General features: G+C 71.7%; 21 protein-coding genes. 13 read left to right on the forward strand and 8 right to left on the reverse strand.

Features of this window, described 5'->3' with window-relative positions; genetic code table 11:
• Positions 1 to 4: 4 nt before the first annotated feature.
• Complete coding sequence (locus tag HNR30_RS03015; RefSeq protein ID WP_181608079.1) at positions 5 to 2,704, forward strand: helix-turn-helix transcriptional regulator; 2,700 nt, start codon at positions 5 to 7, stop codon at positions 2,702 to 2,704.
• A gap of 45 nt (positions 2,705 to 2,749) precedes the next feature.
• A complete protein-coding gene (locus HNR30_RS03020; RefSeq protein ID WP_181608080.1) occupies positions 2,750 to 3,982 on the forward strand; it encodes a serine hydrolase domain-containing protein in 1,233 nt (410 codons plus the stop codon).
• A gap of 15 nt (positions 3,983 to 3,997) precedes the next feature.
• Here the strand turns inward: HNR30_RS03020 and HNR30_RS03025 are convergent, their stop codons facing one another.
• From HNR30_RS03025 to HNR30_RS03035, 3 genes are read right to left on the reverse strand one after another with little or no spacing between them, the layout of a single operon-like run.
• Positions 3,998 to 4,507: an NUDIX hydrolase gene (locus HNR30_RS03025; RefSeq protein ID WP_220133152.1), complete on the reverse strand. Its 510-nt coding sequence runs from the start codon at positions 4,505 to 4,507 to the stop codon at positions 3,998 to 4,000.
• Positions 4,508 to 4,517: 10 nt separating this feature from the next.
• Entirely contained in the window at positions 4,518 to 4,685 is a 168-nt protein-coding gene (locus HNR30_RS03030) for a hypothetical protein (protein WP_181608082.1), read from the reverse strand.
• Positions 4,682 to 6,340, reverse strand: coding sequence for a sodium:solute symporter family protein (locus HNR30_RS03035; RefSeq protein WP_312894197.1), 1,659 nt, complete (start codon positions 6,338 to 6,340; stop codon positions 4,682 to 4,684). Before HNR30_RS03035 ends, HNR30_RS03030 begins: the two co-directional genes overlap by 4 nt.
• Before the next feature lie 47 nt (positions 6,341 to 6,387).
• On the opposite strand from HNR30_RS03035, the gene HNR30_RS03040 reads away from it, so the two are divergent.
• A complete protein-coding gene (locus HNR30_RS03040) occupies positions 6,388 to 7,185 on the forward strand; it encodes a putative hydro-lyase (RefSeq protein ID WP_181608083.1) in 798 nt (265 codons plus the stop codon).
• Here the strand turns inward: HNR30_RS03040 and HNR30_RS03045 are convergent.
• The gene (locus tag HNR30_RS03045) at positions 7,124 to 7,642 is read right to left on the reverse strand and encodes a P-loop nucleotide/nucleoside kinase family protein (RefSeq protein ID WP_312894198.1); all 519 of its coding nucleotides are present in this window, start codon (positions 7,640 to 7,642) and stop codon (positions 7,124 to 7,126) included. The genes HNR30_RS03040 and HNR30_RS03045 overlap by 62 nt on opposite strands.
• Positions 7,643 to 7,772: 130 nt before the next feature.
• Between HNR30_RS03045 and HNR30_RS03050 the strand changes: the two genes are divergently transcribed.
• The 7 genes from HNR30_RS03050 to secY all read left to right on the forward strand — a co-directional run bounded on the left by HNR30_RS03050 (position 7,773) and on the right by secY (position 15,558).
• On the forward strand, positions 7,773 to 8,495 hold the full coding sequence (locus tag HNR30_RS03050) for a GntR family transcriptional regulator (RefSeq protein ID WP_181608085.1): 723 nt from the start codon (positions 7,773 to 7,775) through the stop codon (positions 8,493 to 8,495).
• Entirely contained in the window at positions 8,492 to 8,719 is a 228-nt protein-coding gene (locus HNR30_RS03055; RefSeq protein WP_181608086.1) for a 4Fe-4S dicluster domain-containing protein, read from the forward strand. Before HNR30_RS03050 ends, HNR30_RS03055 begins: the two co-directional genes overlap by 4 nt.
• A 12-nt stretch (positions 8,720 to 8,731) precedes the next feature.
• Positions 8,732 to 10,090: an ABC transporter substrate-binding protein gene (locus tag HNR30_RS03060; RefSeq protein WP_181608087.1), complete on the forward strand. Its 1,359-nt coding sequence runs from the start codon at positions 8,732 to 8,734 to the stop codon at positions 10,088 to 10,090.
• Entirely contained in the window at positions 10,087 to 10,869 is a 783-nt protein-coding gene (locus HNR30_RS03065) for an ABC transporter permease (protein WP_220133154.1), read from the forward strand. The genes HNR30_RS03060 and HNR30_RS03065 overlap by 4 nt, the downstream gene beginning before the upstream one ends.
• On the forward strand, positions 10,866 to 11,531 hold the full coding sequence (locus HNR30_RS03070; RefSeq protein ID WP_181608088.1) for an ABC transporter ATP-binding protein: 666 nt from the start codon (positions 10,866 to 10,868) through the stop codon (positions 11,529 to 11,531). The genes HNR30_RS03065 and HNR30_RS03070 overlap by 4 nt, the downstream gene beginning before the upstream one ends.
• Positions 11,532 to 14,177 (forward strand): fumarate reductase/succinate dehydrogenase flavoprotein subunit, encoded by a 2,646-nt coding sequence (locus HNR30_RS03075; RefSeq protein ID WP_181608089.1) that lies wholly within the window; start codon positions 11,532 to 11,534, stop codon positions 14,175 to 14,177.
• Between the two features lie 109 nt (positions 14,178 to 14,286).
• A complete protein-coding gene (gene secY, locus HNR30_RS03080; protein ID WP_220133254.1) occupies positions 14,287 to 15,558 on the forward strand; it encodes a preprotein translocase subunit SecY in 1,272 nt (423 codons plus the stop codon).
• A 1-nt stretch (position 15,559) separates the two neighbouring features.
• On the opposite strand, the gene HNR30_RS03085 is transcribed toward secY, so the two are convergent.
• From HNR30_RS03085 to HNR30_RS03095, 3 genes are read right to left on the reverse strand one after another with little or no spacing between them, the layout of a single operon-like run.
• Entirely contained in the window at positions 15,560 to 16,222 is a 663-nt protein-coding gene (locus tag HNR30_RS03085) for a response regulator (protein ID WP_312894199.1), read from the reverse strand.
• Complete coding sequence (locus tag HNR30_RS46650) at positions 16,219 to 17,493, reverse strand: sensor histidine kinase (protein WP_220133155.1); 1,275 nt, start codon at positions 17,491 to 17,493, stop codon at positions 16,219 to 16,221. Before HNR30_RS46650 ends, HNR30_RS03085 begins: the two co-directional genes overlap by 4 nt.
• Before the next feature lie 44 nt (positions 17,494 to 17,537).
• Positions 17,538 to 18,428: a phosphotriesterase family protein gene (locus HNR30_RS03095; protein ID WP_246377119.1), complete on the reverse strand. Its 891-nt coding sequence runs from the start codon at positions 18,426 to 18,428 to the stop codon at positions 17,538 to 17,540.
• Positions 18,429 to 18,559: 131 nt separating this feature from the next.
• Between HNR30_RS03095 and HNR30_RS03100 the strand changes: the two genes are divergently transcribed.
• Positions 18,560 to 19,000 carry a TIGR02611 family protein gene (locus HNR30_RS03100; RefSeq protein ID WP_181608092.1) on the forward strand — a complete coding sequence of 147 codons (441 nt, stop codon included), beginning with the start codon at positions 18,560 to 18,562 and terminating at the stop codon, positions 18,998 to 19,000.
• Here the strand turns inward: HNR30_RS03100 and HNR30_RS03105 are convergent.
• Positions 18,997 to 19,317 (reverse strand): GroES family chaperonin, encoded by a 321-nt coding sequence (locus tag HNR30_RS03105; protein WP_181608093.1) that lies wholly within the window; start codon positions 19,315 to 19,317, stop codon positions 18,997 to 18,999. The genes HNR30_RS03100 and HNR30_RS03105 overlap by 4 nt on opposite strands.
• A gap of 166 nt (positions 19,318 to 19,483) precedes the next feature.
• On the opposite strand from HNR30_RS03105, the gene HNR30_RS03110 reads away from it, so the two are divergent.
• Both HNR30_RS03110 and HNR30_RS03115 read left to right on the forward strand, forming a co-directional pair.
• On the forward strand, positions 19,484 to 20,203 hold the full coding sequence (locus HNR30_RS03110) for a spherulation-specific family 4 protein (protein WP_181608094.1): 720 nt from the start codon (positions 19,484 to 19,486) through the stop codon (positions 20,201 to 20,203).
• On the forward strand, positions 20,200 to 20,769 hold the full coding sequence (locus HNR30_RS03115; RefSeq protein WP_246377121.1) for a DUF1349 domain-containing protein: 570 nt from the start codon (positions 20,200 to 20,202) through the stop codon (positions 20,767 to 20,769). The genes HNR30_RS03110 and HNR30_RS03115 overlap by 4 nt, the downstream gene beginning before the upstream one ends.
• The last annotated feature ends 12 nt before the right edge of the window (positions 20,770 to 20,781 follow it).

Genomic DNA, 20,781 nt, shown 5'->3' on the forward strand with positions numbered 1-20,781 from the left:
TTACGTGCTCCACGGGCGCGAAGCCGAACGGGCGGTCATCGACAGGTTGGTGACCGACGCCCGGGCCGGCCGCAGTGGAGCGGTCGTGGTGCGGGGTGAGGCGGGGATCGGCAAGAGCGCGTTGCTGCGATACGCGGCCGACACCGCCGAGGGCATGCGGATCCTGCGCGGCGTGGGCGTGGAGACCGAGGTGGGGCTGGCCTTCGCCGGACTGCACCTGCTGCTCGGCTCCTTCGCCGACCGGATCGCCGCCCTGCCGCCCCTCCAGGCCGAGGCGCTGCGCGGGGTGTTCGGGCTGACCGAGGCCCGCCCCGCCGAACGGTTCATGGTCGGCCTGGCCACCCTGTCGCTGCTCAGCGAGCTGGCCGAGGACCGGCCGCTGCTGTGCGTGATCGACGACGCCCACTGGCTGGACCAGGCCTCCGCCGACGCGCTGCTGTTCGCCAGCAGGCGCCTCGACGCGGAGGGCATCGTGATGATCCTCGGGGCCCGCGACGGCGTGCCGTTCGCCGCGCCCGGCCTGCCCGACCTGCGGCTGGGCGGGCTCTCCCGGGCGGCGGGCGCCGCGTTGCTGGCCGAACACCCGACCGGCCTGGCACCCCACGTGCGCGACCAGATTCTCGACGAGGCCCAGGGCAATCCGCTGGCCCTGCTGGAGTTGCCGGGCGCGCTCACCGCGGCGCAGCGGGCGGGCGAGCTGCCCGTCGAGGCCTTCCGGCTGGGCGCCCAGCAGTTGTCGGGCCGGCTGGAGGAGCAGTTCGCCCAGCGGTTGCGTGCGCTGCCCGAGCGGTCGCGGCTGCTGGTGCTGATCGCCGCCGCCGAGGAGAGCGGCGCCCTGGACGTCGTCCTGGACGCGGCGAAGATCCTCGGGGCCTCGCTCGACGACCTGGAGCCGGTGGAGATCGACGGCCTGGTCGGCTTCGTGGACGGCCGCCTCACCTTCCGTCACCCCCTGGTGCGCTCGGCCGCCTACCGGGAGGCCACGGTCACCAGGCGGCTCGCCGTCCACCGGGCTCTGGCCGAGGTGTCCGGCGCGCGCGGCGACCAGGACCGCCGCACCTGGCATCTGAGCGCCGCCGCCATCGGCCCCGACGAGGAGCTCGCGGCGGATCTGGAGCGCATCGCCGAGCAGGCCTTCGCCCGTGGCGGTCACGCCGCCGTCGCCGCCGCCTACCAGCGCTCCGCCCAGCTCACCCCGGACACCGAACGGCGGGCGGAGCGGCTGGCCCGCGCGGCCGAGGCCGCCGCGGACGCCGGCCAGACCCAGGTGGCCGCCGCCCTGGACGAACAGATCGTCGCCTCCACCGCCCGTCCGGACGTCCTGGCGCGCCTGGCCAAGATGAGGATCACCCTCGCCCAGGAGCAGGAGCACGGCGCGCAGGCGGTCGAGCTGGCCGAGGTGGCCGCCAGAATCGCGGGGGAGGCGCCCGCCGAGGCGGCCTTCCTGTTCCTCAACGCCATCGTCTCCGCCTGGTCGGCGGGGGATGTGCCCGCCATCACGGGCCTGGCGGCACGCACCGCGGCAGGATCCCGCGACCCCCTGCTGACCGGCGCCACGAGCGCGATCGCGCGGCTGGCCGACGGCGCGACGGCCCCCCTGCTCGATCTCATGGACTCCATCGGCGCCGACCCGGAACGCGGCCCCCGGGAGCGGCTGATCCTGCACTCGTGGTTGTCGTGGGTGGCCGACGCCGAGGCCGCCCACGACGAGGCCCTCGCCATCGTGCGGGAGTGCCGCGCGCGGGGCGCCATCGGCGCGCTCCCCAAGGCGTTACTGTACGCCGGCCGCGCCCAGTGGCTCCTGGGGCGCTTCCGTGACGTGGAGGTCACCGCCTCCGAAGGGCTGCGCATCGCCCAGGACACCGAGCGCACCCACTACGGCAGGCACCTGGCCGGCCTGCTGGCCTGCGTGGCCGCGATCCAGGGCGACGAGGCGCGGTGCAAGGAACTGACCGACGACATCCTGCGCCACGGCATCACGGAGAGCGGGACCGAGGCCCTGGACGCCCGCGACCTCCTCGACCTCAGCCTGGGCCGTCACGAAGAGGTCCTGAGGTGGAGCGTGCGGGACGTCTCCAGCGGGCTGTTCGCCATGAACAGGACCTACTTCCACCTGGCCGCCCACGTCGAGGCCGCGGTCCGCGCCGGACGGCCCGAGCTGGCGGCCGAGCCCTCGTCGAGCCTGACCGCCTGGGCCAGGGCGACGGGACAGCCGTGGGTGACCGCCGTCGCGCTGCGCTGCCAGGCGCTCCTGGCCGAGGGTGAGGCGGCCGAGCGGCTGTTCGGGCAGGCCGTGCGCCTGCACGGATCGAGCATGGTCCCCTTCGAGCAGGCCAGGACCGAGTTGCTCTACGGCGAGTGGCTGCGGCGCGCACGCCGCAGGGCCGAGGCCCGCCCCCGCCTGCGCAGCGCGCTGGAGATCTTCCTGCGGCTGGGCGCCACCCCCTGGGCCGAGCGCGCCTCCACCGAGCTGCGGGCCACCGGCGAGACGCCCCAGGCCCGCGAGCAGGCCCCCGACCTGCTGGCCCAGCTCACCGCCCAAGAGCTCCAGGTCGTACGGCTGGCCGCGGCGGGCATGAGCAACCGCGACATCGCCGGGCAGATGTTCCTCAGCCCGCGTACGGTCAGCCATCACCTGTACAAGGCCTATCCCAAGCTCGGCGTCGCCTCCCGTCACGAGCTCGCCCGCATGGATCTACGGTAACGCGACAGATTCGGCCCCCCAGGGCCGCCGCCTAGCGTCCTCGGCATGGCGAACCACGAATCACACGGCTTTTCCTCCACCGGGCTGCGCAGGCTGCACGAGACACTGGCCCGGCACGTCGACTCGGGCAAGGTCCCCGGAGTCGTCGCCCTGGTCAGCCGGGGCCGGCAGACACACGTCGAAGCGCTCGGCACGATGGCGGTAGGCGGCAGCGCTCCCATGCGGCGTGACACGATCTTCCGGATGGCCTCCACCTCCAAGCCGGTCACGGTCGCGGCGACGATGGTGCTGGTGGACGAGTGCCGGGTACGGCTGGACGACCCGATCCAGCAGTGGCTGCCCGAGCTGGCCGACCGGCAGGTGCTCAAGCGGATCGACGGCCCCCTGGACGACCTCGTCCCGGCCCGGCGGCCGATCACCGTGCGGGACGTGCTGACCTCGACCTTCGGGCTCGGCCTCGACTTCACGGCGGTGGGCACGCCGATCTTCAACGCGATCTTCGAGCAGGGGCTGACGCCGAACCTGCCGGTGCCGATGCCCGAGCCGGACGAATGGCTGCGCCGCCTGGGCACGCTGCCGCTGATGAGCCAGCCGGGCGAGCGCTGGCAGTACCACATCGGCAACGACCTGCTCGGTGTCCTGGTGGCCAGGGTGAGCGGCCGGCCGTTCGAGGAGTTCCTGCGTGAACGGATCTTCGACCCGCTCGGCATGAAGGACACCGGCTTCCACGTCCCGGCCGACCAGCTGTACCGGCTGCCCGACCTGTACGCGCCCGACCCGGAGACCGGCGAGTTCCACGTCTGGGACCCGGCGGACGGGGGACGCCACAGCCGGCCGCCCGCCTTCCCGTCGGGCGGCGGCGGACTCAACGCCACCGTCGACGACTACGACGCCTACTTCCGCATGCTGCTCAACGGCGGCGTCCACAACGGGCGGCGCATCCTGTCGCGCGCCGCCGTCCGGCTGATGACCACCAACCGGCTCACCGCCGAGCAGAACGCCGCACGCGACGAGCTGGCCCGCGACAACGTGCACATCTCCTTCGGCCAGGGCCAGCACGGCGGCTGGGGCTTCGGCATGGCGGTTCGCACCTACCAGAGCGACTACGCCCCGATCGGCCAGTTCGGCTGGGACGGCGGCAGCGGCGCCTCCGCCTACGCCGACCCGGTCAACGGGCTCACCGGCATCCTCGTCACCCAGGTGGGCCTGTCCGTCCCCAACTCGGCCCACGTCTTCCACGACTTCTGGACCACCGTCTACCAGGCCCTCGACGACTAAGGAGCAGGCGGCGGGCTAGGACCACAGCTCGAACGGCTGGTCGATCCGCTCACCCGCGAGAAACGCCCCCAGCAGCCGTGGCAGCTCCCGCGGGTAGAACAGCTCCGCACTCCCCACCACCTCGTCCACCTCCCACCACCGGAACCCGAAGTAGTCCTCGTCCTCGAACTCCACCCGCCCGCCACCGTCGACGGCGGGTCCTGGCACTCCCAGCCGCACCGCGACCACCACCTCGTGCTGCAGCCGCCGGGTCCCCCGGTACCGGAACGACGCGTCGCGTCGCCACGTGGGCGCCGAGACCTGCTCCGGCGACACGACGATGCCCGTCTCCTCGCGCAGTTCCCTCACGGCCGTCTGCGCGGGGCTCTCGCCCGGGTCGATCCCGCCCCCGGGCAGCTCCCACCACTGCCCCTTCTCGGGCATCGTCGGGTCTCTGGTGTGGAAGAGCAGGATCCGGTCCGCGGAGTCGATGACGACCACGCGGACCGCGTCGCGTTCGATGATCGGCAGGTTCTCGGGTGGCACACCGGCCACTCTAGATCCGCTTCAACCGCGCCCACGCGAGGAAGGCGCCGCCGAAGACGGCCATGGCGGCGCCCGTCCACAGGTTGGGCGCCTCGCCGCCGATCAGGCCGACCGCGATCAGGATGACGCCGTAGAGCAGGAACAGCCCGCCGATGACCTGCCTGATGTCGAGCTTCACAGGATCACTCCGTACATGGCGATGGACAGGACGAGGGCGCCGATGCCCAGGAAGAGCGGGTTGCGGTACCAGCGTTCGTCGCCCTTGAGCGCGTCGTCCTCGACGTCGACGGTGAGCCCGTACACCAGGCCGCGCAGTTCTTCGACGGGCTTGGGCGCGGTGACGAAGGTGACGAGGACGGAGATGAGGATGTCGGAGGCGAACGCCAGGCCCGCCCCCCAGAAGCTGGCGTTGAGCTCGGTGCCGAAGTCGATCGTGCCGCTCTTGTACAGCACGTACGAGGCGATGGCGACGAGCGTTCCGCCGAGCAGTCCCCAGAATCCCGCCCAGGCGGTCATGCGTTTCCAGAACAGCGCGAGCAGGAAGGTCGCGAACAGCGGGGCGTTGAAGATGGAGAACAGCGCCTGCAGGTACTCCATGATGTTGGAGTAGCCCGCGGCGATGAAGGCGGTGCCGACGCCGAGGGCGACGCCGACGACGGTGGCGATGCGGCCGACGCGCACGTAGTAGGCGTCGTCGCGGCCCTTGACGACGTGGGCGGCCCACAGGTCGTTGGTGAAGACGGTGTTGAAGCCACTGATGTTGGCCGCCATGCCCGCCATGAACGACGCCAGCAGGCCGGTGACGGCGATGCCGAGCAGGCCGTTGGGCAGCAGGTCGCGCATCAGCATCGGGATGGCGTCGTTGTAGGCGGAGTCGCCCTGCCCCAGGCCGTCGAACATGACGAGCGCCACCAGGCCGGGGATGACGGTGACGAGCGGGATGAAGATCTTGGGGTAGGCGGCGACGATCGGGGTCAGCCTGGCGGCGTTGGTGTTGCGGGCCGACAGGGCACGCTGGACCTCGGCGAAGTTGGTGGTCCAGTACCCGAAGGAGAGCACGAAGCCCAGGCCGAAGACGATGCCGATCCAGTGCGCCTGCATGGGGTTGTCGCCGGCGGTGTCGGCCCAGGTGTGCAGTCCGGCCTCTCCGAGGGTGCTCTGCCGTACCCGGTCGGCCAGGCCGTCGATGCCGCCCACCCGCATCAGGCCCAGGACGGTCAGCGGGATCAGCCCGGCGAGGATGACGAAGAACTGCAGCACCTCGTTGTAGATCGCCGACGACAGCCCGCCGAGGGTGATGTACGACAGCACGATCAGCGCGGAGACCAGCACGGAGGCGGGCAGCGGCCAGCCGAGGAGCGCCTCCATCACCAGGGCGAGGGCGTACAGGTTCACCCCGGCGATGAGGATCTGCGCGACGGCGAACATGATCGCGTTGAGCAGCTGCGTGGACGGGTTGAACCTCCTGCGCAGGAACTCGGGCACGCTGCGCACGCGTGAGCGGTAGTAGAAGGGCATCATCACGATGCCGAGGAAGACCATGGCGGGCACCGCGCCCACCCAGTAGTAGTGCACGGTCATCGCGCCGTACTGCGCGCCGTTGGCGGCCATGCCGAGGATCTCGATGGCTCCCAGGTTGGCCGAGACGAAGGCCAGGCCGGTGACCCAGGCCGGCAGGCCACGGCCGGCCAGGAAGAAGTCGTCCTGGGTGGTGATCGCCCGGCGGGCGGCGAAGCCGATGCCGAGGACGACGACGAAGTAGATCGCGATGAGCGCGTAGTCGAGGAGGTTGACGTCCAGCCGCATGGGAGCGCCGCTACCCGGAAATGTCACGACATCACGGTCTGGACGGAGCGGGACTCGGGGGGATAAGACCAACTATGGAGGTTGCCAGACTCACCCCCGCCCAGGCGCGCGCCAGGTTCCGCCACGGCGAGAAGGCTCCCACGGCGGGCTGGTGCGCGGGCTGGACCCAGGCGAACCTGATCGCGGTCCCCGAGGAGTACGCCGGTGACCTGGAACGTTTCGCCCGGCTCAACCCCGCGGCCTGCCCGCTGGTCGACGTCGGCGAGCCCGGCGCGCACAGCACCCGCTGGTTCCCCGGAGACCTGCGCACCGACCTGCCCGGCTACCGCGTCTACCGCGACGGGGCCGCGCGGGAACACGGCGAGGTGACCGGGCAGTGGCGCGAGGACCTCGTCCCGTTCCTGATCGGCTGCAGCTTCACCTTCGAGGAGGCGCTGCTGGCGGCCGGAGTGCCGGTGCGCCACCTGGAGCTGGGCCGCAACGTGACGATGTTCGTGACCAGCATCGCGTGCCGGCCCGCGGGGCGGATCTCGGGCCCGATGGTGGTGTCGATGCGGCCGATCCCCGACCGGCTCGTCGCGACGGCGATCGAGGTGAGCCGGAGGTTCCCGCACGCGCACGGCGAGCCCGTCCATGTCGGTGACCCCGAAGAGATCGCCATCAATCTCGACAAGCCAGATTTCGGGGATTTCGTGGAGGTACGCCCGGGTGAGACGCCGGTCTTCTGGGCCTGCGGCGTGACGCCCCAGGTCGCGATCATGGTCAGCGGGGTGCCCTACGCCATCGCGCACCTGCCCGGCCACATGGCGATCACCGACCTGCCCGCCGATCGACCTCCAGGTGAGGTACGGCGGGCGGCTCGTCCACTCTGATCGCCTTCAGCCACTCGTCGAAGCCGGCCAGCTTCGCCGCGTCCTGAGGCCGCCCTCGCGCCTCCAGCCGGGAGCGCAGCGTCGGCCCGTCGGATCGCACCCAGACCAGATGCACGGCGGGCCCGCCGAGCTCCTCCACCCACGCCTCCCACAACGACGCGGAGTGGATCTGCGAGGTGAAGGGCGCGTCGAGCATCACCGGGCAGCCGTGGGAGCGGATCTGCCTGGCCAGGCGGGTGAGCCCGGCGTATTCGTGGCGCTTGACGTGCTGGTCGTACCAGGGGCCCTCGCGCTCGCCGAACGGCCTGCCGTACGCCTGCAGGATCGCGCCGGCGAAGTCGCCGTAGACCGTGTCCTTGTCGAGCAGGGCCGGCGTGGGGGAGAGCGTCGCCAGGAGTTCGGCGGCGACGGTCGACTTGCCCGCTCCCGGCGGTCCGCTGATCACCCAGACATCCACGGACGCCACGGTATCCGGTGGCGGATGTAGCCCCTTACGCCAGGTCGGAGCGGCCGGAGAGTGGCGCAATCCCGCCGTTATTCCCTTATTCCTACCACCTAAGTAGGGTTAATAGGGAAAGGAGGTCGCGATGCGGACACGCGCGGATCGTGCCAGGCAGGTGGCCGACCTGCTACGCCGGCAGGTGCTGCACGGGCAGTTCGGCGACCGGCCGCTGCCGCTGGAGGCGGCGCTCGCGCGGGAGTACGGCACGACGCGCAACACCGTGCGCGAGGCCCTCGACCTGCTGCGGCGCGAAGGCCTCATCGACCGCTGCCCCGGCGTGGGCACCACCGTCGCGGGCGAGAAGTACCCGCACGGCCTGCACCGGCTGCTGGGCCTGGCCGAGACCCTCCACGAGCACGGCCAGGTGGTCAACGAGGTCAGATCGATGACGATCATCGAGGCGCCCGCCGCCGTCGCCGGCCGCCTGCGGATCGCCGAGGGGGAACCGGTCGTCTACATCGAGCGGCTGCGCAGGCTCAACGGGGTGCCGCTCTCGCTGGACCTCACCTACATCGTCACCGACGTGGGCGAGCCGCTGTTCGACGCCGACCTGGCCCACAACGACATCTTCGTGCTGCTGGAGCGGATCGCCGGCCAGCCGCTGGGCAGCGCCGAGCTGACCCTCGAGGCGATCAACGCCGACCCCCACACCGCCGCCGTCCTCGGCGCGCCACGCGGCGCCGCCCTGCTGATGGTGGAACGCCTGGCCCACCTGGCCGACGGCCGCCCCATCGACCTTGAGTTCATCCGCTTCCGTGGCGACCGCCTCACCATGCGCGGCCACCTGAGCAGACAGGAGAGCCCGTGAGTCTCGTCAACCAGCGCGTCGAGGTCCCCGTGACCATCGACCAGGCGCTGTGCATCAGCGGCTGCACGCTCTGCGTGGACGTCTGCCCGCTCGACTCCCTGGCCATCAGCGACGAGACCGGCAAGGCCTACATGCACGTCGACGAGTGCTGGTACTGCGGACCGTGCGCCGCCCGCTGCCCGGCCGACGCCGTCACCGTGAACATCCCCTACCTGCTGCGCTGAAGGACCACCGCCATGAAGCTCCGGACCACGCTCGCCCTCCTCCTGCTGGCGACCGGCTGCTCGCTCTCCCAGGCCGCGCAGCCCGACAAGCCCACCCTGGTCGTCGGCTACCAGTCCAAGACCATCAACACCGTCACCGCCGGGACGCTGCTGCGCTCGCTCGGCTACCTGGAAAGGCGCCTGCCCGGCTACCGGATCACCTGGCAGGACTACGACACGGGTGCCCCCATCACCGCCCAGATGATCGCCGGGAAGATCGACATCGGCTCGATGGGCGACTACCCGCTACTGATCAACGCCTCCCGCTCGGGCGGCAGCACCCAGATGGTAGCGATCACCGGCTACAACCTGCGCGGCGGGCTCAACATGGTCGTCGTCCCGCCGGACTCGACGGTCAAGACCCTCGCCGACCTCGAGGGCGCCAAGGTCTCGGCCAGCGTCGGCTCCGCCGGGCACGGCACCCTGGTCCAGGCCCTGGAGAAGGCGGGCGTCACCGGCGTCGAGGTCGTCAACCACCAGCCCCCCGTCGGCGCCTCCGCGCTGCAGTCGGGCGCCGTCCAGGCCTACGCGCAGTTCGTCGCCTGGCCGGGACTGCTGGCCTTCCAGGGGCAGGGACGGCTGATCTACGACGGCTCCGCGCTGGACGTGCCGACCTTCCACGGCACCGTCGTGCGCAAGGCCTACGCCCAGGACCGGCCCGACGTCGTCGACGCCTTCCTCAAGGCGCAGATCGAGGCCACCCGCTACCTGCACGAAAACCCCCTCAAGGCCGCCGAACTGGTCGCCAAGGAGACCGGGCTGCCCGCCGAGGTCGTCTACCTCTACAACGGCCGCAACGGCATCGCCACCTTCGACACCACGCTCAAGCCGCGACTGCGCGCCGCCCACGAGCACGACGTGCCGTACCTGAAGCAGATCAGCGCCGACTTCGGCTCCGTCGACCTGGCCGCCTTCTACGACGACAGCTACCTGCGCAAGGCGTACGGCCAGGCCTACGACAGCGACACCGCCTCCACGAAGAACCCGGCCGCGATCACCGGCACCGACCCGGTCTGCGGCACCGCCGTCTCCGACCCGGCCCTGGCCTCGGAGGTGTGGATCGAGGGCGCCGCCGACACCCAGCCCGCCGCCAGCCCCACCTGCCTGCTCAGGCAGATCGCCGCGGCCACCGGCAAGGTCCGCGCCGCCTACGTCCCCGACGCCGCGACCGGCACCCGATGGTTCGCCGACAAGGCGGTCTGGGTGCGCGACGGCGACGGCTTCCTGCCGTTCACCACCCAGGACGGCGCCGCCGCCCACCTCAAGGCGCGCCCCGGGGCCACCGAGATCACCTACGCCGACGCGCTCAAGGCGAGCGGTGACGGCCGATGAGCTCGATGAGCTCCTGGGCGCGGCGCATCCTCGCGCTGCTCGCCGCCGCCGGGACATGGCAACTGCTGACCGCCACCGACGCCGTGCTCTGGCTGCGCTTCGACCGCCTGCCCACGCTCGGCGAGATCGCCGCCGAACTGCTCCAGCAGGTGACCACCCCGATCTACTACCTCGACCTCCTGCAGAGCGTCATCCGCATCCTGACCGGCTTCGCACTGGCCGCCGCGGCAGGCATCACCGTCGGCATCCTGATCGCCCGCTCGCCCAAGGCCTCCGACCTGCTCACACCCCTGCTGGAGGCCGTCCGCCCGATCCCCGCCATCGCCCTGGTGCCGATCGCGATCCTGCTCTTCCCCCAGGACGAGCAGGGCATCGTCTTCATCACCTGCGCCGCCGCGTTCTTCCCCATCATGGTCAGCACCCGCCATGCCGTACGGGCCCTGCCGACCCTGTGGGAGGACGCCGTCAGGACCATGGGCGGCGGACGGCTGCACGTGCTGCGCAACGTCATCCTGCCGGGCGCGCTGCCGGGCGTCTTCGGCGGCCTGTCGGTCGGCATGGGCGTGGCGTGGATCTGCGTCATCTCCGCCGAGATGATCTCCGGCGACTTCGGCGTCGGCTACCGCACCTGGCACGCGTACACGATCGTCGACTACCCGGCGGTCATCGTCGGCATGATCACCATCGGCGCGCTGGGGTGGCTCGCCTCGGCCGCCATCGAGCTGACCGGCCGCCGCACCACCCGCTGGCTGCCGCGAGCGGAGGGGAGCTCGGCATGAGCCTGTCGTTCAGACTCGACGGGGTACGGCTCGGCTACGGCCACGGCGCGGTGCTCGACGGCATCGACCTCGACGTCGCCCCGGGCGAGCTGCTGGCCGTCGTCGGCTCCTCGGGATCGGGCAAGTCCACCCTGCTGCGCGCCCTGGCCGGGCTGCTGCAGCCGTACCAGGGCAAGATCCTCGCCGACGGCGAGGAGGTCCGCGGCACCTCACCCGACCGGGCCATGATCTTCCAGGAGGACGGCCTGCTGCCCTGGCGCACCGTGCGCCGCAACGTCGAGCTGCCGCTCCGCATCCGCCGCAAACCCCTCGACGTGAGCGCCTGGATCGAGCGTGTGGGCCTGGCCGGGCGCGAGGACCGGCTGCCGCGCGAGCTGTCAGGCGGCCAGCGCCAGCGGGTCCAGCTGGCCCGCGCGCTGGTCGGCGGGCCGCGCGCGGTGCTCATGGACGAACCCTTCGGCGCCCTGGACGCCCAGACGCGCGCCGACATGCAGCGCCTGCTCCTCGACGTGCTGCGCGACACCGCGGCCACCGTCGTCTTCGTCACCCACGACGTGGACGAGGCGCTGCTGCTCGGCGACCGCGTCGCCGTGCTCGGGCGCGGCGGCATCAAGACCGTGCTCACCTCGGCCACCCGCGAACGCATCCTGGAGGAGTTGTAGATGGACGACCGGCTCGAGCTGGAGTGCGAGGTGCTGGTGGTCGGCGGCGGCACGGCGGGCACCATGGCCGCCATCACCGCCGCCGAGCGCGGCGCGCGGGTCCTGCTGCTGGAGAAGGCCCACGTACGGCACAGCGGCGCCCTGGCGATGGGCATGGACGGGGTGAACAACGCGGTCATCCCCGGCAAGGCCACCCCCGAGGACTACATCGCCGAGATCACCCGCGCCAACGACGGCATCGTCAACCAGAAGACCGTGCGCCAGACCGCCGAGCGCGGGCACGCCATGGTGCAGCGCCTGGAGAGCTACGGCGTCAAGTTCGAGAAGGACGAGTACGGCGAGTACGCCGTGCGCCGGGTGCACCGCTCCGGCAGCTACGTGCTGCCGATGCCCGAGGGCCGCGACATCAAGAAGGTGCTCTACCGGGTGCTGAGGCGCCGCGACATCAGGTCGAAGGTGACGATCGAGAACCGCGTCATGCCGGTCAGGGTCCTCGTCTCCGGCGGCAGGGCCGTGGGCGTGGCCGGGTTCGACACCCGTTCAGGACGCTTCGTCGTGGTCAGGGCCGGGGCCGTCATCCTGGCCACCGGCGCGGCCGGACGGCTGGGCCTGCCCGCCAGCGGCTACCTCTACGGCACCTACGAGAACCCCACCAACGCCGGGGACGGCCACTCGATGGCCTACCACGCGGGGGCCGAGCTCAGCGGCATCGAATGCTTCCAGATCAACCCGCTGATCAAGGACTACAACGGTCCCGCCTGCGCCTATGTCGCCAACCCGTTCGGCGGCTACCAGGTCAACAACAGGGGCGAGCGGTTCGTCGACTCCGACTACTGGTCAGGCCAGATGATGGCCGAGGTCGCCGACGAGATCGCCTCCGCCCGCGGGCCCATCTACCTCAAGCTGTCGCATCTGCCGGAGGAGACCGTCAGCGCGGTCGAGACCATCCTGCACTCCACCGAGCGGCCCACCCGCGGCACCTTCCACGCCGGACGCGGGCACGACTACCGCACCCACGACGTGGAGATGCACATCTCCGAGATCGGGCTGTGCGGCGGCCACTCCGCCTCCGGCGTGTGGGTCGACGAGCACGGCCAGACCACCGTGCCCGGCCTCTACGCCGCGGGTGACCTGGCCTGCGTGCCGCACAACTACATGATCGGCGCCTTCGTCTACGGCGACCTCGCGGGCGAGCACGCGGCCGCCCACCTCCAGACCCCCGGCGAACTGCCGGAGGACCAGATCGCCGAGGCGCACGAGCTGATCTACCGGCCGCTGCGCAACCCCGAAGGGCCCCCACAGCAGCAGGTGGAGTACAAGCTGCGCCGCTTCGTCAACGACTACGTCGCCCCGCCCAAGAGCTCGGCCAAACTGGAGATCGCGCTGGAGTCCTTCGAGCGCATGAAGGACGAGATCGCCGCGATGGGCGCCACGACCCCGCACGAGCTCATGCGCTGCGCCGAGGTGAGCTTCATTCGCGACTGCGCCGAGATGGCCGCGCGCTCCTCCCTGGTGCGCACCGAGAGCCGGTGGGGGCTCTACCACGCCCGCGCCGACCTGCCCGAGCGCGACGACTCCGGTTGGATGTTCCACCTCAACCTGCGCAAGAGCGACACCGGTATGGAGTTCATCAAGCGGCCGGTCGAGCCGTATTCGGTGCCCGTGCCCGAGTTCACGCCCGTCACCGCAGAACCCGAGGTCATCGGCAGCTTCAGCGCCGCCGCCGTCCACCAGGCCACCGCGCGGAACTCCGCCGCCGGGCCGGTCGCGCGCTCGCCGCGCATCCTGGAACTGCTCCGCCTCGCCGAAGGACAGCCCTCCCTGGAACAGATCCGCCCCTTCCTGGCCGACACCGACCCGAACGTGCGCCGCGCCGCCATCGCCACCCTCACCGAGACCACCCCACCCGGAGTCGGCCCCGCCCTCGTGCGGGCCCTGTCCGACACCCACGGCACCGTACGGCGGGCGGCAGCCTCAGGACTGCGGGAACTCGTCGAGGTGCTCACCCCCGACGTCGCCGACGGGCTGCGGGAACTCGCGGGCACCGGCGGCACCGACCCCGTGGTGCGCGCCACCGCCCTCGACGTGCTGCGCGCCCTGCGGCTCGGCCGGCCCGCCCTGTACACCGCGGCCCTGGTCGACGCCGACCACCGGGTGCGCATCGAAGCGGTGCGCGGCCTGGTCTCCCACGACGCCTGGGACGCCGTCGCCACCGCCACCGCAGACGCCTCCCGCGAGGTGCGCGTCTGGGCCGCCAGAGGACTCGGCACCATCGGCAAGCCCGAGTCGGCCGGGGTGCTCAACACGCTCACCGTCGACGCCGACCCGCTGGTGCGCGCCGCCGCCTTCGAGGCGCTCGGCGCGGTGTCCAGGCCCGACGTGGACGCCGCCGTCGCCGCCCTGGCCGACGGCAGCTGGCAGGTACGGGTGGGCGCCGCACGCTGCCTGGCCGCGGCCGGACCGGCCCTGGCGGCCGCGCCGCTCGTGGCCGTGCTCGCCGACGCCAACCTCGACGTGCGCAAGGCCGCCGTCCAGGCTCTCGCGGGCTGGGCCGACCGGGCCGAGGTGGCCGAGGCGCTGCGCGGCGTGCTCGCCGACCCGGACGCCGACGTCCGCGCCTACGCCCGTCGCGCCCTCGCCGCCTGACCTCGGTTTCGATGTGTTGTCTTCCTGCTGGTCGCGGCCCGCCGTACGCTGATCTGCGTACGGCGAAGCCGCGGCTCGGCGGACGCCCGCCAAGGGCCGGGAAGCCAGGCTGTCCGGCATGCTGATGCGTGCCCTGCGCCTGCCCGACCTGCGCAAGAAGATCCTCTTCACCGTGGGGATCATCGTGCTGTTCCGCCTCGGCCAGGTGCTCCCGGCGCCGGGCGTCGACGTGGTGGTCGTACGGCAGTGCCTGGCCGGGGCGTCGGGGGGCTTCTACGACATCGTCCAGCTCTTCAGCGGCGGCGCGATGCTCAAACTGTCGGTGTTCGCCCTCGGGGTGATGCCCTACATCACCGCGAGCATCGTCATGCAGCTCCTGTCGACCGTCGTGCCCCGGCTCGACCAGCTGCGCAAGGCGGGGGAGCAGCGCAAGATCACGCAGTACACCAGGTACCTGACCGTCGCCCTGGCCGTCCTGAACGCCACCACCGTCGTCACCATGGCCCAGAGCGGGCAACTGCTGTCGAACTGCCCGCACCCGCTCCTGCACGACACCGGCCTGCTGGCGATCGCCGTCATCATCGTTACCATGGTCGCGGGCGCCTGCGCGGTGATGTGGCTGGGCGAGCTGATCACCGAGCGCGGCGTCGGCAACGGCATGTCTCTGCTGATCTTCACCCAGGTGGTGGCGGTCTTCCCGTCCTACCTGGCGAGCATCTACGTCGCCAGCCCGTTCGCCCTGGTGGTGCTGCTGGGCACCGGCGTCTTCCTGGTCGCCGCCGTCGTCTACGTCGAGCAGGCGCAGCGGCGCATCCCCGTGCAGTACGCCAAGCGCATGGTCGGACGCCGCATGTACGGCGGGAGCAGCACCTACATCCCGCTGAAGGTCAACCAGGCCGGAATCGTGCCCGTCATCTTCGCCTCGTCGCTGCTCTACCTGCCGGTGCTGCTGCAGCCGGTGCTCGGCGACTGGGTGGCCCTCTACCTGACGCGCGGCGACCACCCCGTCTACATGGCCGTCTACGTCACGCTCATCGTCGGGTTCACCTACTTCTACGTCTCCATCACCTTCAACCCGGCGGAAGTGTCCGACAACATCCGCAAGTTCGGCGGCTTCGTGCCCGGCATCAGACCCGGCCGCCCCACCGCGCTCCACCTGTCGCACGTGCTGTCGCGCCTCACCGCTCCCGGCGCCCTCTACCTGGGCGTTCTGTCGCTGCTGCCGCTCGTCGCGATGGCGGTCCTGCGCGACCCCTCGACGCAGCAGAACTTCCCGTTCGGCGGCGCCACGGTGCTGATCATGGTGAGCGTCGGGCTCGACACCGTCAAGCAGGTCGAGGCACAGCTGCAGCAGCGCAACTACGAGGGCTTCCTGCGCTGAGTCAGGGCAGGGCCAGGCCCGACCTGATCGCGAACACCACCAGCTGCGCGCGGTCACGGGCGTGGAGCTTCAGCATCGCCCGGCTCACATGGGTGCGCACGGTGTCGGGGCTGATCACCAGCTCCCTGGCGATCTCCTCGTTGGACCGGCCGGTCGCCACCCAGGCGACCATCTCACGCTCGCGCGGCGTCAGCGTGTCGACCCCGTCGACCGGCGCGGCGCCGTGCCCCCCGAACCGGTCGATCACCCGGCGGGTGATCGACGGCGACAGCAGGGCCTCACCCGCCGCCACCACCCGCACCGCGTTGACCAGCTCGTCGGGCGGGCTGTCCTTCAGCACGAACCCACTCGCGCCCGCCTGGAGCGCGGCGAACACGTACTGGTCGAGGGCGAACGTGGTGAGTATGACCACCCGCGTCGAGACGCCCGGCTCGGCGGCGATGTCGCGCAGCGTCTGGATGCCGTCCTTGCCCGGCATCTGGATGTCGAGCAGGAGCACGTCAGGGGACAGGCGCCTGACCAGCTCGAGTGCCGCACCACCATCGGGCGCCTCACCCACGACACGCAGGCCGGGCTCGCTGTCGACGAGGGCACGCAGCCCCATGCGCACGACGGCCTGGTCGTCGGCGATGGCGATCGTGATCTCGCCGGAGTTGCCGGTCACGCGGTGATCGCGGGGGAGACGGCGGTCGCGGGCGTCCCGGTCGTCGCGGGCACCGAGGTGGTCGCGGGCGTTGCCGGGAAGCGGGCGACCACCTGGAAGCCGCCGCCCTGGCGCGGGCCCGCCGCGAAGACCCCGCCCGCCGCGGCGACCTGGGCGCGCATGCCCGCCAGGCCCCGGCCCTCCGGGGCGGGCAGGAGGGCCCTGCCCTGGTCGGCCACCTCGACGACGAACTCGCCCGGGGTTGAGGCCAGCTTCACGCAGACGCCTGCCGTACCGGCGTGGCGCAGGACGTTGGTCAGCGACTCGCGGACGACGCCGTAGACGGGGGCGGCGAGGTGGGCGGGAACGGGGTCGCCGGGCGCGACGGCCACCACAAGCCCGGCCGCCCGCACCCCGGCGATCAGCCGCGTGAGATCGGCGCCGGGGACGGGGTCTTCGAGCATGGGATCACGGGGGACGGGATCACCGGGCACAGGGTCGCCGAGCACGGCATCACCGGGCACGGGGCTGCCGGTTATGGGGCTGCTGGTTATGGGGCTGCCGGGCACGGGGCTGACGGGCGTGACTTGAGCGCCACGCACCGGGTGGGTGCCGGGCAGGGCGTGGGTGGCGTGGTCGGCGGCCGGGGGCCGGGCTCCGGAGGCCGGGTCCATGGCGTCTAGTGCGCCCCGGAGCCTGGTCAGAGCCTCGGTGCTGGTGTCGCGGATCGCCTCCAGGGAGGCGCGGGCCTGCTCGGGGTTCTGCTCCAGCAGGCGCAGGGCGATGTTGGCCTGCATGGCGATCGCGGCGAACCCGTGCCCTGCGGCGTCGTGCACCTCGGCGGCCAGCTTGGCCCGCTCCGCGCTGAGCGCCGACGACGTTCCGCCGGGCACCGCCGTACCACTGCCCGCCGACCCGGCGGGAGGATGCTGCACGACCGGGAACGCCGCTCCGGGAACGGTGGCGACGCGAGCCACCTCGTCCGCCGAGGGGAGGGCGTGGACGCGCGTGACCTCGTCCGCCGAGGGGAGGGCGCGGACGCGCGTGAACTCGTGTGTCGAGGGGAGGGCGTGGACGCGGGCGACCTCGTGCGTCGACGGCGGCAGAGCGGTGCCCTGGCCGCCGGTGGTCTCGGTGGCGGTGTGGGCCTGCGCGAGGGCGCCGAACGACCACGGCATCGCCAGCCAGCCCGCCCAGGCGAGCATGGCGACGGCGGGAAGGTCGCCCAGACGCGAGAGGGCCGCCAGCGACGTGCGCAGGCGGCCGTCCGGCTTGGTGCGCGCGGCCCTCATGATGCCTCGAGTTTAGTCACTCCCGACCGCCCCCGCGGCGCCCGTCAGGCGCCGGCCAGCCACCGCAGGGGGTTGTCGTGCACGAGGGTGCGGATGAGCTCCTCGTCCACTCCGGCTTCGCGCAGGCGCGGCAGCAGGATGTGGAAGATGTGGGCGTACCCGCCCCCGGAGTAGCGCTGGATGTGGGCCATCCGGTTGACGCCGCTGCTGAGCAGCAGCCGCTCGGCGTGGCCGTCGGCGATGAGGTCGAGGGCGAGCCGTACGGCGTGGTCGGAGCCGAGGGCGAGGCTGGCGAGCGAGACGTAGGCGCCCGCTTCGGCGATCTTGCGCAGGACGGCGGGGTCGTTGCCCGCGTAGGAGACGCTGACGCGTGAGCCGGGCAGGCCCTCGCCGAGGAGGGTCTCCAGGATGCCGAGGCCGTCGCGGCCGTAGGTGGCGACGGGCAGCTGCGAGGAGCGGGAGGCGCGGGCGGCGGCGACGAGGCAGCGTTCCTCTGCGCCGGTCAGTTCGGCGCCCCAGCAGCCGACCTCGCCGATGACGCCGGGGAAGACGCCGGTGCCGTCGAGGCCGGAGGTGATCTCGTGCATGAGGCGGGCGGTGAGCTCGTCGACGTCGGTGGCGCCGACCCTGGTGAAGGGCTCGGTGAACAGGCCGGTGGCGGCGACGACGGGGACGCGGCTGCCGGTGGAGATGCGGGTGAGGGCGGCGGCGTCACGGCCCATGCCGATGCAGCTGAGCTCGACGACCAGGCCGAGCTGGTCGGAGTGGCGCAGGTCGCGCAGCTCGCCGGTGACGGCCTGCTCCTCGTCGAGCCAGCGGTGCGGGTCGGAGTCGACGCCCACGCCCCAGCGCAGGTCGGTGCGCAGGTGCTCGTGGGGGAGTACGGCGCCGGTGATGGCGGCGACGCGAATCGGGCCGGTGACGGCGCGGAGCATGGGCTCCATCCTGACCTGGGGCATGCCAGACATTAACCGATATTTTTGCGAAAACCATGGTTGAGCCGGAAAGCTTTACCCGGCCAAGCCGTCCTCAACCCATACGCAAGCGACGCCCGTATCCTGGGGGCGTGGACGTGAAGAACTCGGAGACGGGCAATGCCGACGAGCTGAAGGAAGAAGCCGCGCGGCGTTCGCCCCTGCAATCGTGGCTCGACGGCGTGCGCTCCACCCGCACCGGCGCGCTGACGCTCAAGATCGTTATCGGGACGATCGGCGCGGTCATGGTGGTGGGCGGGCTCATCATGGTGCCCTTCCCCGGCCCCGGCTGGCTGGTGGTCTTCGCCGGGCTGGCCGTCCTGGCCACGGAGTTCGACTGGGCGCACAAGCTGCTGGAGTTCGGCAAGCGTGTGCTGCACGCCTGGACCGAGTGGTACAAGCGGCAGGGCTGGACCGTGCGCATCCTGGTGCTCATCGTCACCCTCGCGACCATGGCCGCGATCATCTACCTGGGCATGAAGAGCATCGGCATCGACCTGATCGACCTGGGCCGCGGCTTCCTGGAGCGCTAGAGGTACAGGCCCGTGCCGTGGTCGGTCTCCTGGGTGGCCACGGCGTGCAGGTCGCGCTCGCGCATCACCAGGTAGCTCTTGCCGTGCACGTCGACCTCGAGCTGGTCTTCGGCGTTGAGCAGCACCTTGTCGCCCACCTTGACCAGGCGCACGTTGTTGCCGGTGCCGCACACCTCACCCCAGACCAGGCGGTTGGGCGTCTTGACGGTCGCCGGGATCACGATGCCGGCGCCGCTCCTGCGCTCTTCGGCCTCCTGCTCCAACTGGATCATCACCCGGTCGTGCAGCATCTGGATCTCGAACTTCGGATCTGGCACACGGGCAGTCTAGCCCCGATGGCCCGCTGGACATTTCCCCAGGTAAGTGTCTTCGCCGGTGGTCGATCAGGCGGGCGCGTTATAACCGTTCGATGATTGTGCTGCTGGGCGCCTCAGGATTCATCGGCCGCCGCGTCGAGGCCGCGCCGCGAGAGCGGGCCGCCGGATGACCGGCACGCGTGCCGTACGGCCCGGCCCCACGGCTCCCGCGAAGGGGCGCCAGCAGGCGGTGGCGAGCTCCGTGCCCGCTCTCGTCCCCGCCTACTTCCACCCCGCCACCGCCTCCGACTCCTGGCGCAGGCTGCTGGCCAATCCGCCCAGGATGGTGGTCGTCAACCTCGACGCCGGACCGGGCCGCGCCAAGGATCCCGAGCTAGCCCCCCTGATCGGCCGCCTGGTGGCGGCGGGCACCGAGGTGCTCGGCTACGTCGACACCGACTTCGGCGTGCGCCCGCCGTCCGACGTGCGTGCCGACCTGCGCAGCTACCGCGCCTGGTACGGCCTGCGCGGCGTCTTCCTCGACCAGGCGGCGGCCGACGAGGACAGCCTCGACCACTACCGCGACCTGGTCGAGGGGGTGCGGGGCACGATCGTCCTCAACCCGGGCGTCTATCCCGATCCCGGCTACGCCGACCTCGCCGACGTGCTGGTCACCTTCGAGGGGCCGCTGGCGGCCTACCAGGCGATGAGCGAGCCCGCCTGGGCGAGCGAGCTGGCGCGCGGCCGGTTCTGCCACCTCGTCCACGACGTGCCCTCGCCCGCGCTGGAGCGCACCCTGCGTCGCGCGCTCGGCCACGCCGCCACCGTCTACGTGACCGACCGCAGCGGCCCGCAGCCCTGGGGCGAACTTCCGGCTTACCATGGCAGGCCGATCGTGACAGGATGATCCGCATGATCACGGCGTTCGGCGCATCCGGCTGGCAATGGGTCAATCCGCCGCGAGAATGGGTCGCCGACGACGGCTTGAGCCTGTTCTGTGATCCCGCCACCGACATGTGGCGCGTCACCCACTACGGCTACACCTACGACTCGGCCCACCTGTTCGGCCGGGTCTGCCCCGGCGACCTGCGCCTGAGCACCACCTTCTCCGGCGAGTTCGCCGAGCAGTACGACCAGGCGGGCGTGGTGCTGCGCATCGACGAGCGCTCGTGGATCAAGGCAGGGGTGGAGTACGTCGACGGCGGCCTGCATCTGAGCACCGTCGTCACCCGCGACTTCTCCGACTGGTCGGTGCTGCCGCTGGGGCGCATGGCCGAGCGGGTCACCTTCGACCTCGAGCGCACCGGCGACGCCGTGACCGTGCGTTACGGTCTCGACGGCGGGCCCGCCGAGACGATGCTCCGCCTGGCCTACTTCCCGCCCGGCCAGCCCGCGCTGGCGGGAGTCATGGCGGCGGCGCCGGTCGGCAAGGGGTTCTCCGTACGTTTTCGTGAGTTGTCCATTTCTGGGTGATATGGACCACTC

It is taken from the genome of Nonomuraea soli, from assembly GCF_013761175.1.
In the GTDB taxonomy this organism is placed as follows: Bacteria; Actinomycetota; Actinomycetes; order Streptosporangiales; family Streptosporangiaceae; genus Nonomuraea; species Nonomuraea soli.

Coding starts and splice junctions, on each gene's coding strand:
- HNR30_RS03020 (WP_181608080.1), top strand. CDS start 2,750: ATGGCGAACCACGAATCACACGGCTTTTCCTCCACCGGGCTGCGCAGG.
- HNR30_RS03040 (WP_181608083.1), top strand. CDS start 6,388: ATGGAGGTTGCCAGACTCACCCCCGCCCAGGCGCGCGCCAGGTTCCGC.
- HNR30_RS03050 (WP_181608085.1), top strand. CDS start 7,773: ATGCGGACACGCGCGGATCGTGCCAGGCAGGTGGCCGACCTGCTACGC.
- HNR30_RS03060 (WP_181608087.1), top strand. CDS start 8,732: ATGAAGCTCCGGACCACGCTCGCCCTCCTCCTGCTGGCGACCGGCTGC.
- HNR30_RS03065 (WP_220133154.1), top strand. CDS start 10,087: ATGAGCTCGATGAGCTCCTGGGCGCGGCGCATCCTCGCGCTGCTCGCC.
- HNR30_RS03070 (WP_181608088.1), top strand. CDS start 10,866: ATGAGCCTGTCGTTCAGACTCGACGGGGTACGGCTCGGCTACGGCCAC.
- HNR30_RS03075 (WP_181608089.1), top strand. CDS start 11,532: ATGGACGACCGGCTCGAGCTGGAGTGCGAGGTGCTGGTGGTCGGCGGC.
- HNR30_RS46650 (WP_220133155.1), bottom strand. CDS start 17,493: ATGAGGGCCGCGCGCACCAAGCCGGACGGCCGCCTGCGCACGTCGCTG.
- HNR30_RS03095 (WP_246377119.1), bottom strand. CDS start 18,428: ATGCTCCGCGCCGTCACCGGCCCGATTCGCGTCGCCGCCATCACCGGC.
- HNR30_RS03110 (WP_181608094.1), top strand. CDS start 19,484: ATGACCGGCACGCGTGCCGTACGGCCCGGCCCCACGGCTCCCGCGAAG.
- HNR30_RS03115 (WP_246377121.1), top strand. CDS start 20,200: ATGATCCGCATGATCACGGCGTTCGGCGCATCCGGCTGGCAATGGGTC.